Here is a 14,070-nt window from a genome sequence, read left to right on the forward strand (position 1 = left end):
TATGAGGATCACCAAGCTCATGGCAATTGTAGGGCTCGCAGCTCTGGCATTCTTGCCAATTCACAATGCTTACACCGTAGATACCACTCAATATTGGATGAAGATCAGCGCTAAAGATAAGTTTCAAAGATCTTTGGTAGCTAACACAGGCGTTTCTATTGAGACCACACGAGAGGATTTCGTCGTGGGCATCGGAAGTTTGGAAGAGAAAAACGAATTGGAGGCCTTGGGTCTTCTTGAAGTGAGCTTCCCATTAACGGCTGAAATGGATTTCCCGACAAAAGATGCAGCCTTTCATAACTACGCGGAAATGACTGATAAATTGCGTGCGCTGACAACTCAGCATTCACAAATTTCGCAAATGTCTGCCATTGGAAAAACAGGAGAAGGCCGAGATATTTGGGCCGTGCGTATCTCCGGAGACCTTGCTCACGCGGACTCGCTTCCTGCGATTGCGTTTATGGGAGGCCATCACGCTCGGGAACATTTGTCTATCGAGCTTCCACTCTATTATATCGAATATCTTTTGACGGAATACGCCAACGGCAACCCGCGCATTCAACGTTTGGTGAATGGTCGCGATATTCACATCATTCCGATGGTAAATCCTGATGGTGCCGAATACGACATCGCATCGGGAAGCTATAAATCTTGGAGAAAAAACCGCGCCAGAAATAACGACGGAACTTATGGCGTCGACTTAAACCGCAACTACGGCTACGGCTGGGGCGGTGGTGGCGCAAGCACGAATCCGAACAGCGAAACGTATCGTGGACCTGGCGCTTTCAGTGAACCTGAAACAAAGGCAATTAAAAAATACGTTGAGGATCACCAAAACATCACGATTCTGCTGTCATTCCATACGTTCTCGCAGTTGATTCTCTACCCTTGGGGTCACGTGTATGAAGGCATCTCCAACACTCGTGACAAACAAGTGCATGAAGTGATGGCGCAAAAAATGGCTGAATGGAATGGCTACACTCCTCAACAATCTTCAGAGTTGTACATCGCCAGCGGTGACACGACGGATTGGTCTTATGGGGAGCACAAAATTATTTCTTTCACTTTCGAGCTTGATCCCGCGAACAGCGGCTGGGGATCGGGTGGCTTTTATCCCGGTGCCCAAGTCATTCCGGAAGTACAAAGAAAGAATTTAGAGCCGGTCTTGTATTTGATTGACCACGCTGACAATCCTTACCGCGTTCTTGAATCTAATGGCGGTCCAATTTTTAAACCCTAGTCCACCCGGGGGGAGGATTTTTATCCCTCCCCCTCCTTTGAGTCTTGATCTTCTCCCTGGAAGTAGCACAACAGTGCTATATTTAAAGGGGAGATCCCAATGAAAAACAAACCCACTGACAACTGTCCGATCTGTTCTACTCAAGAAGAAAAAATCACTGAACAAATCATTCCTCTTTTGCAGTTAAAAAAATTCCCCAAAGGTTCTTTGATCTTTGAACAAGAAGGAAGCTCTTCCGGACTTTATTTGATCGGCAGAGGATCTATCAAAATCTCCAAGCTCTCTCCTGCAGGCAAAGAAATGCTAATTGAAATTCTGGGAGCAGGAAAAACCTTCGGCGAAGCAGGTCTTTTGGGACAGCAAAAAAATACCGAGACCGCGATGGCTTCTGAGGACTCCGAGGTATTTTTTATTCCTAAAACAGAACTTCAAAATATTCTGAATAAAAATCCGCAACTTTATCAATCGGTCGTTCAGTCACTCATTCGATGGATGGATAAGCTTCACATGGTGATCGAGAATATCAGTCTTTCCTCGGCTCGCGATCGCGTTTGGACTTATCTCTGCCGTCTGCAACAGGAACAGAATAGACCGATCATCCAACTAGGTGGAAAAAAGCATGAAGTCGCTTTGATGCTAGGCCTGCGTCCTGAAACTTTCTCGCGCACATTGGCTGAGCTTGAAGCTGAAGGACTCATTAAAATGAATCACAAGCAGATTCAATTCGTCGGTGCGGCAGGAAAACACAATATATAGTGATGCCAGTCATTCTTTCGCACAATATTTAGTGATCGCTTTTGAAATAGCGCTACCGTCATAGTTATCAAGGACTGACAACTATGAACATTTATCGTTACGACATCGTCTTTCAGGAAGTTCCAAATCATATCTCTCTGGGATTTTATGTCTGCGGGTGTCCCTTGCGATGTCCCGGCTGTCACTCGCCAGAGCTCTGGACAGAAAAAACGGGCGCTCCGCTTACGATGCCGTTCTATCAATCCTTGCTTTTGCAATATCGTGATAAGGCCGATTGCATCCTCTTCCTGGGTGGAGAATGGCATTCTCACGACCTCATTGAATTTTTAAAAGAAGCTCGCGCCCTGAATTTTAAGACCGCTCTTTACACAGGCCTTGAAGATGTGCCGATGGAAATAAAGTCCCATCTGACATTTTTAAAAACCGGTCCGTGGCGCGCAGAGTTCGGCGGGCTTTCCTCGCTCAATACCAATCAGGTCTTTCGAGATCTCACCACGAACACAGTTTTAAACCATCTATTCCAACCCTGAATTCAACCAAAGGAGCACTCATATGATTCGCCTCAGTCCCGAGCAAATAAAAAACAAAATTGATTTCATCGAAAGCTATCTCACGGCACAAAACGCCGCGGAAGGCTCACGCCTCGATGCCAATGCCAATGTGACTCATAAAAACATTGCCACTCTGGAGGCCGAGATCAATAAAGACATCAACATCCAAATCAACCGGGCTCTGGTTGCAAATAAAATTTCGGACTTGTTCGGTGCTGAACTTTCGCACGAATACATTCGCCAAATTGAAGCTCACGAAATTTATGTGCATGATGAGACTTCTTTAAAACCGTATTGCGCCTCTATTTCGATGTACCCTCTTTTATTAGAAGGACTGAAAGGGCTTGGCGGGGAATCCAAAGCGCCCCAACATTTGGAAAGCTTCTGTGGTTGCTTCGTGAATCTGGTCTTTGCGGTTTCCGCCCAATTTGCTGGAGCTGTCGCAACCGTCGAATGGCTTATGTACTTCGACCATTTCGCACGCAAAGACTATGGAGCCGATTATTTAAAAAATCATACAGAGATTATCAACAATCACCTGCAACACGTCGTCTATGCTTTGAATCAACCAGCGGCAGCTCGTGGTTATCAATCTGTGTTCTGGAATATTTCAGCTTACGACGAACACTACTTTAAATCTCTCTTTGGAGATTTTGTTTTTCCCGACGGCGAAGCTCCAAAATGGGAAAGTGTGAAGAGCCTGCAAAGCCACTTCATGCATTGGTTTAATGAGGAACGCAAGAGAGCTATTTTGACGTTCCCTGTAGTCACAGCCGGAATGCTTATTGAAAATAATGAACCTAAAGACAAAGATTTTGCGATGATGTGCGCCCAGGAGCTGAGCGAAGGCAACAGCTTCTTTATGTATATGAGTGAATCTGCGGACAGCCTTGCCAGCTGCTGTCGTTTGCGCAATGAAATCTCGGACAACACATTTAGCTATTCTTTGGGAGCTGGCGGTGTTGCGACGGGTTCGATCAACGTCATTACAATTAACATGAATCGACTTGTACAAAAGGGACTGGATCTGAGAGTCATGGTACAGAAAGTCCAAAAGTATCAAGTGGCCTACCGTACTCTAATGGAAGAATATTTCAATGCAGGAATGCTGAGTGCTTACTCTTCAGGATTTATTAGTCTGGACAAGCAGTTTCTCACTATTGGAATCAACGGCATGACGGAAGCCGCCGAGTCACAAGGATTGCGTGTACAGAATAGTGCTGAATATAAAGACTTTGTTCGCGAAAAGCTCAAGGTCATCTACGAGGAAAATCGCAAAGCTCGTGAAACTTACGGGTATATGTTCAACACAGAGTTTGTTCCGGCCGAAAACTTGGGAGTAAAAAATGCCCAGTGGGATCGCAAGGACGGACTCTTCGTTCCACGGGATTGTTATAATTCCTATTTTTATATCGTTGAGGATATGAGCACCAATGCCCTTGATAAGATGGAGTTGCATGGAAAAGAGATGATGCAATATCTCGACGGAGGCTCTGCACTGCACTTAAACCTGGAAGAAAAATTAAGCGCGGAAGGTTTTTATAAACTACTCAAGGCTGCGGCTCGTTCCGGTTGCAACTATTGGTGTGTGAACGTGAAGATCACAATCTGCAACGAGTGTGATTTTATCGACAAGCGCACTCTTTACCGTTGTCCTGAATGTCACAGCGAAAATGTCGATCATGCGACTCGCGTGATTGGATACTTAAAAAGAATCTCTGCCTTCAGTGCCGCCCGCCAAAAGGAAGCGGCCCAAAGGTACTATCACGCTAAGGAGTCTTCACACGCACAATCTTCGGCAAGAAGAGATAACCCCACACCAACAGTCCTAAAATCCACGTATAAGACGCATACAAGAGATGGGATTGATAAATATGGGGAGCAAAACCCGCCGATAAGCGTGTGAGTCCAGCTAAAGCAATCAGCAGCGCTCCAAGGAACAACCCCTTGGAGTTCTGCTCCCATTGCAGCCCGTGATGACCGTGGGACAAGCTGACTCGGACGGCCACCATAAAAGTCATGAGAGCCAAGCCAGAGATGTAAACGACATGAAGCAAGTGAATACGATAATCAGGAAGGAATGCAATTCCCCATTGAGCTGCGACGACAAACCACGCCGAAGTCCATAGCCACCAACTTTGAAAGGCACGGCGTTGAGGAAATTTATAAATCCTCCAAAAAAAGAATGCGATGAAAGTGATAACCACTGCTCGCAGAAATTGGGCGGTGGCACTGAAACCTGTGATTTCCAAGACGTAACTGCCCAAGAACAGAACTGCCAAGGAAGCAAATAACTTAATTCGTGGCGCCGTTCTTTTTTGTTCAGTAGGTAGCGGAGCCCAGCCTAAAAGTGCCGGAATCAAACGGCTTCCCACTCCCAAGACAAGACAGAGAATGTAAGCCTGAAGAAATAATAATCGTGCGAAGGAATACATATCGCTATGTATGTTAACCAGTTCGCTCAACAGCAATATCAAACTTCCTAAAAGACCCGCACCGAGGCCAAAGCCCACGAATAAAAAGGAATCTGGTGGATTACTTTTACGGTTAAGAAACCGACGAATCATGTACGAAATAAGAAAAATAAAAATGGCGACGACCACCATATAAAAAAAGAACTTACTGCGCGGCAGGAGACTTAAAAACAAAGCTCCAATCAAAGCCAGTGAAACTCCTTGATCCCATTTCGTCGGACCAAAGCTGGCCGTAAATTTAGGCGCCGCTGTCATTAAGAACCCGCATACAAAACAGAGAAAAAAACCTCCGGTCATAATTTCGGGATGGCGCAGGCCCGGGTAAGAGACCATATTCCAAGGAAAGAGAATCCACAGGAAGACTCCCCATATTCCCAAAGCCCAACCCGCTGGGAAAAAGTATCTATAGCCGTCTATCTGAGTTGTATTCATAATGACCTCGAATCTATTGATCCTTTTACAACATAACAGGCCGTTTCTTTTTTATCTTTGATCCGGATCAAGAAACGGCCCTCCATTTCCACCTAAAAGGTGGATTTAACTCCAAAATAGACGCTCCTGCGCATGCCTGGAAAAATGCCCTGTGGCGCACGGGACGAAATGTAATTTAGGTCCGCTAGATTTTTGCCAGCAAACTGCAAAGTCCAATCCGCAGCGACGTTGTATTCTCCACTCAGATGAAAAAGACCGTAGGCTGGCAGCTCCCCCCGCATCCCATCCACCGAACCGTCTTCGGTATTTTCTGCATCGGCATACTGTTTTCCAACAAAACTATACTGCAAGCTCAAAAACCAAGACGCTGTACGATACCCTAAAGCCGCATTCAACAAATACTCGGGCGCATACGGCAAACGATTTCCGTTTCTATCGGCACCTGCAATAAGACGCGTACTATTGAATTTCGCTACAGGAAGATAGGTCGCATTGAAATCCACGAAAACAGCGCGATTGGATTTCAAGCTGTATCGCGACGCAAACTCCACGCCTTGATGAAGAGTTTTTCCTCCATTTGTTAAACCTGTCGCGGCTCCGCCGGACTCTGCTGCCTGAATCAACTGATTAGAGAAATCGAGTTGAAACAGAGCGACTTCAATATGAAGATCATCGCTTTGTGTACGATAGCCCAGCTCCATATTTACGCTTCGTTCAGCATCAAGATCCACCGCTTGTCCATTGTTGTCGATAGCATCCTGCACTCGCGGAGGCGAAAATCCCTGATGAACGCCAGCAAATAAATACTGTTGATCTACCAATGCATAAGTAGTTCCGATCCCCATAAGATATTCCGTATTTTGAGCCGAAGATCCCTGATTGAAATCCGCTGAGGACTTACGGTAAATTTCTCGAGCCTGTCTATAAGACTCAACGCGAAGTCCAGGGGTGACTGTCCACTTCGAAAAATTAAAAGTGTTTTCCGCGTAAAGTGCTTGCGCATCTGCGTAGCGCTGGTCATCAGTGTCGATTACGCCGGATCGCGCAGAAGGACTAGTACCTTTGACTTCGGTGTTGCGCATTCCCTCAGTGTGCAGACGAAGTCCGACTTGCAGATCATTACTGACCTCTCCAAAATTCCAATTTAAGAAATATCGAGAATCCACTCCCGCAACATCGAAGGTGCGGTTGCGCCCTTTATTGGTGCCTGCCATATTGATATTTCCGGAAGCGTCTTTAGTGAAATCTTGCCGCCACCAATCGCGCATCGTCTGATTCACATAAATCAAAGTGGAGACGCGAGAGGCCTCGTTAATTTGATAGTCGTGAGTCAGATCCATCTCATAGCGGTTGATATAGAGAAGATCGTTCTCTGCGGGATTCTGAAATGGATTCTCGTCATAAAGCTTTTGAGTCAGTCCCAAATATGTGAGTTGGGCCTTGCTCTTATAGTAGCTCAATTTGACTCCAACATAGCTCTTGTCCGACACAGCGCCACCATATTTGACTAACACATCCTGTGTCTGAAAGTGGGAATTATCTCTCGATCCGTTCCCATCTTTCACAAAAGCATTGAACAATAATCCGGAGTTTCCGTTGACAGAACTTCCTTCAAGCAAAAATGATTTATAATCGCGAGATCCTCCTGTGAGAGTTACTGAGTTTCCCTGAGCCTCATTAGGATTCTTTGTGATGTAGTTGATAACTCCGCCGATCGTCGATGGACCAAAAGCCAAGGAGCTGCTGCCCTTACGAATATCAATGCCCTCCATGCGTTCAATCACGGGAGAATAATAAGCTGATGGGTCAATGTAGGGCCCCAGAGCTAACGGGGCGCCGTCCTCCAACAAGAGGACCTTTCTGCTCCCATCCGGACTGAGTCCACGAATACCGATGTAAGCGATACCTTCCGCCTCAATCACGTTCGCACCTGGAGTCCTTTTCACGGCATCCTGAGCGCTCACTGGTTTTATTTCTTTTAAATCCTCTTTGTTAATGACAGTTATTGTTCCGGAAGTCTTAAGGACCTCGGAGGTCTGCTCGCTTAAAACACGGATTGTCGGCAAATGAACTTGCGCCATGGAGCTAGACACAAAGAATGTTGCTAATAAAAAATACGAGAGATTCATTTTTTCTCCTTTTGAAGTTCGCACAAGATACAGCAAAGGAAAATATGTTCATCTTTGTTGAGGTGCTTCAGTCACAAATAAAACCTAAGTGAAAAATCAGAGTGAAATTCATCCACCTCCCTGGCGGATTTTTCCGCCCCCTTCTTGAATTCTCGCGAGTGCCGACTTAAAACTACGTGCTATTTTCCCATGGAGGATCGAGACATGACTCCCGAATTGCTAATGCCTGCAGGATCTCTTGAAAAACTCAAATATGCATTTCACTATGGCGCTGATGCGGTCTATGTTGGTGTTCCCTTATTCAGTCTGCGCGCCCGTGAAAACGAAATGACTTTCCAAGATCTCCAGCAAGGAATTCATTTCGCCCGAGAAAATAAAAAGAAAATTTATGTCACTGCCAATATCTTCGCGCGAAATTTGAAACTAAAATCCTTTCGCGAAAATTTTAAGAAATGGGTCGATCTTAAACCCGATGCTTTTATCATGAGCGATCCAGGCCTTATGATGATCGCCAAAGAAATTGATCCTAACGTCAATATTCATTTGAGTGTGCAGGCCAACTGCATGAATTGGCAAAGTGTGAAGTTCTGGCAACAGCAGGGAGCTTCACGGATTATTCTTAGCCGCGAGCTGCGCCTTGAGGAGATCAAAGAAATTCGTGAGCGAGTTCCTGACATCGAACTTGAAGCCTTCGTGCATGGATCAATCTGTATCGCCTACTCGGGGCGCTGTTTGCTTTCTCACTATATGAGTTACCGAGATGCCAACCAAGGTGTTTGCGACAACAGTTGCCGTTACGGTTACAACATTCATAAAGCTGAAGCCAATAAAGAGAGCGAGTATTACCTCGAAGATCTGCGCAACAAGGGGCAATTTTATCAAATTGATGAGGATGAAAACGGCACCTACATTATGAACGCCAAAGACCTCTGCGTGATCGAACATCTTCGGGAGCTGCGTGATGCGGGTATCTGTTCCTTCAAAGTGGAAGGACGGACCAAGTCTCTTTATTATGCCTCCATGGTCGCTAAGATCTATCGCCAAGCTATCGATGACATGGACGCGGGGAAAGCGTTCGATCAGAATCTCCTTCTGGAGCTCTCAAAAATTCCCAACCGCGGGTATCACAAAGGATTCGTTACGGGGAATCTCAGTCATCATTCTCAAGAATACCGTCATTCGACTTCACGCAATTACACACAAAGATTTGCCGGAGTGGTTCTGGGAAAATCTGAAAATTCGAACTTTCTGACTGTCGAAACTCGGCACCGCCTGCGTACGGGTGATGAAGTGGAGGTGATTTCACCGCAGAAGACACAAAAAGCTTTCATCGGAAAAATTCTGAACGCCAACAACGAACCTGTATCTCAGGCAGGCGGTGGTGGTCTTATTTTTCATCTGGAACTTCCTGTGGAAGCCGTTCCGAACTCTTTAGTCAGTTTGATTGAAAAAGGCGGGTTCTAAAAGGGCCTCTCACAAAGAGAGGCCTTGAAAATTTCGTGATGGTTCTTCTTATTTCGCCTGAGCTAAATACTTATCAAGACGATCTTTGTTCATGGCGAACTGCTTAGAGAGCTCCTGTGCTTTTGTTTTTACTTTGTCCATATTTTTAGGACTGCCAACCTGAACAACTCCGACCATAGCCATAGGAAGATGTGCTTTACATTCGTATAGATAAAGTCCTTCCTCTTTCATTTGCACTGTGATGGGTTTTCCAGATGGGCTCTTCCATGCGGAGATGCCTTGAGGAATTTCCACAGAAGATACATCGTGACCCGCGTCAGTTGGAATAAACTTAATGCTGTCCCCTTTGTTGACTTTTAAATAACCCGGCTCAAAGACCATAATTCCGTCTTTACCGTTATTAAGCATTTTAACTTCGTGAACGGCTGCGGAAGCCCAAGATCCGGAAAATAAAATTGCTGCTAAAACCACTTTTTTAAAATCAGTCATAAAAGACTCCTTTGATTTGCATGTCATGCGATTCATGATCTCTGCTCTTTTATTGAAGTTATCAACGATTCATTTCTCAGAATATGATGTCGATCATGAATGACTCGTTCTCCATCAACGAGTCCCGTCAAATTTGTTGCCAAATTCTCTATATTATCCGTCTGTTGTCTCATTTGTCCCGCAAAGGCCGAAACCTCTTCAGCAGCTGCAGCATTTTGTTGAGTGGATGAATCAAGTTCGATCATCGCCTTGCTAATTTGTTGAATCCCGGCCGCTTGTTCCGAGCTTGCATTAGCAATTTCGGTATTTATCTGGGAAACGTCAGAGATAATTTTAACAATCCTATCGATAGACTCCCGGCTGAGCGTAGCACGGTGAACTCCATCTTGAACTTTCACGGAGCTCTCCTTTATTAACGTCGTAATATCTTTTGCCGCGGAAGAACTTCGGAGTGCCAAAGCGCGTACAGCCTCAGCAACAACTGCGAAACTTTTTCCTTGCTCACCAGCTCTTGCCGCCTCTACCGCCGCATTCAAGGCCAATAAATTTGTTTGAAAGGCAATGTCCTCAATGACGTTAATGATCTCTTCAATTTTGTTGGCACTTTTAGAAATATCCTCCATGGCGCAAACCAGAGCCACCACCTGCACTTTTCCGTTTTCCGCCGCTTTGAACCCTTCATCGGATATACTGGCCGCTTGTTGGGCCTTTTGTTCATTCTGTGCCACGATACTATTGATCTCTTCCATGGATGCAACCACCTCTTCGAGAGCACTGGCCGAATGAACCGAGCCATTGGCTACCTGTTGGCTTGCGGTGTTTAACTGCAGCCCACCAGAAGCCATTGTTTCTGCTGCTTGCGAAAGATCTTCAACAACGGAGTGCAGAGACTTTGTTAGATTTCTGATTATTATGACACCGAAAATCGTAATTAAAATGACGATTCCTAAAAGCAATGTCAGCGTAAAAAAGAATAAGCGTGAGGCATGAGATCGAAGATCTTCTGCCTGTTTATTTACGTTTTCAACCTCAGTTGAAACGATGGTTCCTAAGGCATTCAAAGAGGAAGTTATAGCTTCATAAAACTGAGAAGGATCTTCCCCAAAATGACCTTCGGTCGCGCGATTGATGACTTTTGCGTATGTCTGCTCCACCTGAACCCAAGTCGCGGACTTGCGAAAGTCCTCGATCTGAGTACGCGCACTGCCAGAGACAACCAGATTCGGTGCATCCAGATTGACACTGATTCCACTTCTCAACCCTTCTAATCTAGAGACATCCTGGATCGAAATCGGATTATCCGCCGCGAGAATATTTAAGAGGTTGGCTCTCAGTCTCCCTCCGTATTCTTTGGCCATTTCCAGAATCGTAAGACTCAGGAAGTTCATTTCGACGCCGTTCAAAGATTGATCAGTGGCGACCAACACGTCCAATTTGATTAGAATACTGATCAATCCCGTAATTTCTTTGGTGGCGTCGGCGGCTCCGACAGATTTACCACTCACGGACAATCGCAGTTTCTCTAATCCATCCCGAGCTTCGTTCAATAAGGCCTGTGACCTTTCCTTCGAAGAGATTTTATCTACTTGCTCCTGAACTGCACGCCACTTCGAATCCACAACGTCGATGTGACTTTTCAACTCTTCTTGACGAATTTTTCCCGCCAAAAATAAGGAATTCTTGGCGCGTTCAAGTTGCATCTGATGGAGAAGTTCCGAGTTCTTCTGTATCAAGTTTCCGTTTTCGGTAATAGCTTGCGCCTCTTTGAACGTCTGCCAATGTGAATTTAAATAAAATGCGCCATAGACAATACTGGCTAGCAGCGGAGTTAGAACAAGTCCGACAATTTTCAATCTTAAACTGAGTTTCATATTTACTAACCACCAGCTAATATAAGACCTATAGTACAAGCAGCGCATATAACTAGAGAACCACCAACAATTCCAATCGCAGCTCCCGTTACCATCACGGCTCCCAAAACATTTCCCACTAGGACATTTTTCAATATTTCCATTCCGTCTCCTTTATTCTTTTGAAACTGCTTATATCTAATCTCCTAAGATGAGCGGCGAACATGATCTAAATCAAAACCCCCACCTCTATCTGGATGCCTTTTATTTTTCATGATCTCCGTCATGCCGGCGCAGGTTAGTTCTTTCCACCCCCATTTTATTTCTGCGATAGTCACCCCATGAAAACATCTGAAGAAATTCTCAATCCTCCTGGCGGTTTTTTGATGTGGCTTATTGTCCTGATGGAAACCTTTATGTTCGGGGCTTTAATAATCATCGTGGCAAGATATCGATATTTGAATTTATCGGACTTTAAATCCGAAAGCGTCCATTTGCATTTGCGACATGGTATGATTTTTACTCTCAGCCTTTTACTCGGCGGCTTTCTTGCTGCGGAGGGAGTTCGATTCTTCTTTAAGAATCAGCGCCAGCAAAGTCTTATCTATTTCATTCTTAGCTTCGTCTTCGGCTTGTTCTTTTTGATTTTCAAAATTTCGGATTTCGCTCATAAGTCTGAGCTGGGATTCGGTGTCGAAAAAAATGATTTCTGGCAATACTACTGGCTTCTAATGGGATTTCACTTTCTTCACGTCGTGGTCGGTGTATTTATTCTCTTTTCAATTTGCCTCGGCATCTATCGCGACAAGATCGAAGAGCCTGAGTTCTCTGTGCGCGGAGGAGTTCTTTTCTGGCACATGTGTGACATTGTCTGGCTGGTGATCTTTCCCCTTTTCTATTTGGGAGGTACTTTCCATGAATAAAATCGTTTTTGCTCTGTTGTTGAGCCTCTTAGGATTGGGTCTTCTCTTTCCTAGCGTGAAGTTCGCACTCGTTCTCGCTTTGATCAAAGTGCTTTTAATTGTCTTCGTTTACATGGAACTACTCCACGCTCATTTGGCGTGGAGGCTCGCAGGTTCTGGAGTGCTTATTGCGACCATTGCCGGATTGTTTCTATTTATCTGAATCGTCCCAACAGCGAAATATCTGATATGAATGACACGACCCCTAAAGCGAATCCAAAACTCAGCTTCGCGACCGATGATGCCGGCACTGCGTGGAAAAACACGTTCTTCGCCACGATTGTAAAAAAATCACGCGGTCATTTTCGTCCACGTAAGTTAAATCCACAGGTACGCACTTCAGAAGCAGATTGACCTGCTCTAGAGTCATAAAGCCTTCATCCATGCGGAGTCGATTGTCGTTTGCGGAGGTGGTGCCAGCCGTGAAAAGACCACATACCTTGACTCGGGCCATTCCAGCCTCTTTTCTCTAAATACGGGAAAAGTTGATTTTCTTTGCGAGCGTATCTTTTTTCAACTTCGCACAGTTGATTAAAAAGGTTGAAAAACTCTTGAAACCTTTGATGGACATCCATTTCATCGATCTCTTTAAGAATGCGTTGGAGATAGAAGTTCTCCATAAAATAAGTTCTGACAGGGTGCCCTTCCGGCAACGCTTGGACAAAATCCGGATAGTAATTGTTCAAAGCCTGCGTATCGTTAGCTATTTGCTTATTTGTCATTGTTTGGTATCCCTGTGTTTGTTTTGATGAAACCGTCATTTTTCAACGTTGATGCTAAATATCTTAAATAGAAAAACAGAATAGCCCCCAACAACTGATGAAGAGTGGCCACGGGGGGCGGGATCATTAACACCAGCGTTAAGACTCCCAAAAAAAATTGCGCCATCATTAAAGCGAAAATCGAATAAATCTTCTTCCAGAATGCGTAAAGGGATGTCCCCAACAAAATCCATCCTCCCAATCGATGAAAGAACTGAAGATTGATTTGATTGTAAAAAAAGTTTTCCCACAGATCAGGGTAGCTGAAAAAGCGAACAGGAAACCACGCATCCCCCAGCTTAGGAAATGTATTATAAATATACCCGGCGCGACTGCCGGCTACCAATGCGCCTAGAGCCATTTGTGCCAAGCAAAGCCATGAAAGACCTCGAACAAAACTGCGAGAGTGTCTGGGTAAGTTACCGCTCTGACTTTCCTCCCCTAACCACTGAGCCAAATATCCAAGAATTAAACAGGCCCAAATAAAATGGATCATCAATCGGAAGTGACTGACACGGGGAACTTGCACAAGACCACTCTTCACCATGTACCATCCCAGAAAACCTTGAATACCTCCAAAAATGAGCAGTCCAAAAACTTTTCGATGATGTTGTTTTTCTATTTTTCCCAGGACAAAAAGCAATCCGTACGGAATTAAAATCACAAGAAGCAAGGAGCGCGCAACCAAACGATGAACAAATTCCCACCAAAAGAGCACTTTAAATTCTTTAAGGGTTAGTGACGGACGCGATTTGAAATCCGGATACTGTTGATAATTCTGAAATTCCTGATTCCACTGAACCTCATTGAACGGAGGTAAAATCCCTGAAATAGGTTTCCATTCTACAATAGAAAGTCCCGAACCTGTCAGACGAGTCATGGCTCCTATTCCCATCGTCGCCAGCAACATCGTTGCAATGGAAAGAATCCAAATCTGTCTTAACCGCATCCCGTTTTTCATC

General features: G+C 44.9%; 13 protein-coding genes and 1 pseudogene. 8 read left to right on the plus strand and 6 right to left on the minus strand.

The window, feature by feature from the left end; genetic code table 11:
- Position 1: 1 nt before the first annotated feature.
- The 4 genes from ACL934_RS16265 (at position 2) to nrdD (ending at position 4,453) form a co-directional block, all read left to right on the plus strand.
- The gene (locus ACL934_RS16265; RefSeq protein WP_374075240.1) at positions 2 to 1,240 is read left to right on the plus strand and encodes a M14 family metallopeptidase; all 1,239 of its coding nucleotides are present in this window, start codon (positions 2 to 4) and stop codon (positions 1,238 to 1,240) included.
- Between the two features lie 99 nt (positions 1,241 to 1,339).
- Positions 1,340 to 1,996 carry a Crp/Fnr family transcriptional regulator gene (locus ACL934_RS16270; RefSeq protein WP_374075242.1) on the plus strand — a complete coding sequence of 219 codons (657 nt, stop codon included), beginning with the start codon at positions 1,340 to 1,342 and terminating at the stop codon, positions 1,994 to 1,996.
- Positions 1,997 to 2,079: 83 nt separating this feature from the next.
- Positions 2,080 to 2,526, plus strand: coding sequence for an anaerobic ribonucleoside-triphosphate reductase activating protein (nrdG, locus tag ACL934_RS16275; RefSeq protein WP_374075244.1), 447 nt, complete (start codon positions 2,080 to 2,082; stop codon positions 2,524 to 2,526).
- A 22-nt stretch (positions 2,527 to 2,548) separates the two neighbouring features.
- The gene (gene nrdD, locus ACL934_RS16280) at positions 2,549 to 4,453 is read left to right on the plus strand and encodes an anaerobic ribonucleoside-triphosphate reductase (RefSeq protein ID WP_374075246.1); all 1,905 of its coding nucleotides are present in this window, start codon (positions 2,549 to 2,551) and stop codon (positions 4,451 to 4,453) included.
- Here nrdD and ACL934_RS16285 read toward each other — a convergent pair.
- Positions 4,392 to 5,453, minus strand: a pseudogene (locus ACL934_RS16285) (NnrS family protein); the annotation flags it as partial. The gene nrdD and the pseudogene ACL934_RS16285 sit on opposite strands and share 62 nt — an antisense overlap.
- 92 nt (positions 5,454 to 5,545) lie before the next feature.
- On the minus strand, positions 5,546 to 7,582 hold the full coding sequence (locus ACL934_RS16290) for a TonB-dependent receptor family protein (protein WP_374075248.1): 2,037 nt from the start codon (positions 7,580 to 7,582) through the stop codon (positions 5,546 to 5,548).
- A 204-nt stretch (positions 7,583 to 7,786) separates the two neighbouring features.
- On the opposite strand from ACL934_RS16290, the gene ACL934_RS16295 reads away from it, so the two are divergent.
- On the plus strand, positions 7,787 to 9,046 hold the full coding sequence (locus ACL934_RS16295; RefSeq protein ID WP_374075250.1) for a U32 family peptidase C-terminal domain-containing protein: 1,260 nt from the start codon (positions 7,787 to 7,789) through the stop codon (positions 9,044 to 9,046).
- A 48-nt stretch (positions 9,047 to 9,094) separates the two neighbouring features.
- On the opposite strand, the gene ACL934_RS16300 is transcribed toward ACL934_RS16295, so the two are convergent.
- Entirely contained in the window at positions 9,095 to 9,535 is a 441-nt protein-coding gene (locus ACL934_RS16300; protein WP_374075252.1) for a pseudoazurin, read from the minus strand.
- A gap of 32 nt (positions 9,536 to 9,567) precedes the next feature.
- Complete coding sequence (locus ACL934_RS16305; RefSeq protein ID WP_374075254.1) at positions 9,568 to 11,406, minus strand: methyl-accepting chemotaxis protein; 1,839 nt, start codon at positions 11,404 to 11,406, stop codon at positions 9,568 to 9,570.
- A 320-nt stretch (positions 11,407 to 11,726) separates the two neighbouring features.
- Between ACL934_RS16305 and ACL934_RS16310 the strand changes: the two genes are divergently transcribed.
- From ACL934_RS16310 to ACL934_RS16320, 3 genes are read left to right on the plus strand one after another with little or no spacing between them, the layout of a single operon-like run.
- On the plus strand, positions 11,727 to 12,308 hold the full coding sequence (locus tag ACL934_RS16310; RefSeq protein WP_413612601.1) for a cytochrome c oxidase subunit 3: 582 nt from the start codon (positions 11,727 to 11,729) through the stop codon (positions 12,306 to 12,308).
- Positions 12,301 to 12,510: a hypothetical protein gene (locus ACL934_RS16315; RefSeq protein WP_374080513.1), complete on the plus strand. Its 210-nt coding sequence runs from the start codon at positions 12,301 to 12,303 to the stop codon at positions 12,508 to 12,510. The genes ACL934_RS16310 and ACL934_RS16315 overlap by 8 nt, the downstream gene beginning before the upstream one ends.
- Before the next feature lie 26 nt (positions 12,511 to 12,536).
- Positions 12,537 to 12,701 carry a hypothetical protein gene (locus ACL934_RS16320; protein WP_413612602.1) on the plus strand — a complete coding sequence of 55 codons (165 nt, stop codon included), beginning with the start codon at positions 12,537 to 12,539 and terminating at the stop codon, positions 12,699 to 12,701.
- Positions 12,702 to 12,724: 23 nt separating this feature from the next.
- Here the strand turns inward: ACL934_RS16320 and ACL934_RS16325 are convergent, their stop codons facing one another.
- Both ACL934_RS16325 and ACL934_RS16330 read right to left on the minus strand, forming a co-directional pair.
- Positions 12,725 to 13,069, minus strand: a complete 345-nt coding sequence (locus ACL934_RS16325) for a hypothetical protein (protein WP_413612603.1) — start codon at positions 13,067 to 13,069, stop codon at positions 12,725 to 12,727.
- The gene (locus ACL934_RS16330; protein ID WP_374075258.1) at positions 13,059 to 14,069 is read right to left on the minus strand and encodes a COX15/CtaA family protein; all 1,011 of its coding nucleotides are present in this window, start codon (positions 14,067 to 14,069) and stop codon (positions 13,059 to 13,061) included. The genes ACL934_RS16325 and ACL934_RS16330 overlap by 11 nt, the downstream gene beginning before the upstream one ends.
- Position 14,070: the final 1 nt, after the last annotated feature.

The organism is Bdellovibrio sp. HCB-110 (assembly GCF_047323225.1).
Lineage (GTDB): Bacteria > Bdellovibrionota > Bdellovibrionia > Bdellovibrionales > Bdellovibrionaceae > Bdellovibrio.

Bases quoted from the DNA above. Each gene is read 5' to 3' on its own strand.
- ACL934_RS16290 (WP_374075248.1), bottom strand. From the start codon at position 7,582: ATGAATCTCTCGTATTTTTTATTAGCAACATTCTTTGTGTCTAGCTCC.
- ACL934_RS16300 (WP_374075252.1), bottom strand. From the start codon at position 9,535: ATGACTGATTTTAAAAAAGTGGTTTTAGCAGCAATTTTATTTTCCGGA.
- ACL934_RS16305 (WP_374075254.1), bottom strand. From the start codon at position 11,406: ATGAAACTCAGTTTAAGATTGAAAATTGTCGGACTTGTTCTAACTCCG.
- ACL934_RS16315 (WP_374080513.1), top strand. From the start codon at position 12,301: ATGAATAAAATCGTTTTTGCTCTGTTGTTGAGCCTCTTAGGATTGGGT.
- ACL934_RS16330 (WP_374075258.1), bottom strand. From the start codon at position 14,069: ATGAAAAACGGGATGCGGTTAAGACAGATTTGGATTCTTTCCATTGCA.
- ACL934_RS16295 (WP_374075250.1), top strand. From the start codon at position 7,787: ATGACTCCCGAATTGCTAATGCCTGCAGGATCTCTTGAAAAACTCAAA.
- nrdD (WP_374075246.1), top strand. From the start codon at position 2,549: ATGATTCGCCTCAGTCCCGAGCAAATAAAAAACAAAATTGATTTCATC.
- ACL934_RS16320 (WP_413612602.1), top strand. From the start codon at position 12,537: ATGAATGACACGACCCCTAAAGCGAATCCAAAACTCAGCTTCGCGACC.
- ACL934_RS16310 (WP_413612601.1), top strand. From the start codon at position 11,727: ATGAAAACATCTGAAGAAATTCTCAATCCTCCTGGCGGTTTTTTGATG.
- nrdG (WP_374075244.1), top strand. From the start codon at position 2,080: ATGAACATTTATCGTTACGACATCGTCTTTCAGGAAGTTCCAAATCAT.
- ACL934_RS16270 (WP_374075242.1), top strand. From the start codon at position 1,340: ATGAAAAACAAACCCACTGACAACTGTCCGATCTGTTCTACTCAAGAA.
- ACL934_RS16265 (WP_374075240.1), top strand. From the start codon at position 2: ATGAGGATCACCAAGCTCATGGCAATTGTAGGGCTCGCAGCTCTGGCA.
- ACL934_RS16325 (WP_413612603.1), bottom strand. From the start codon at position 13,069: ATGACAAATAAGCAAATAGCTAACGATACGCAGGCTTTGAACAATTAC.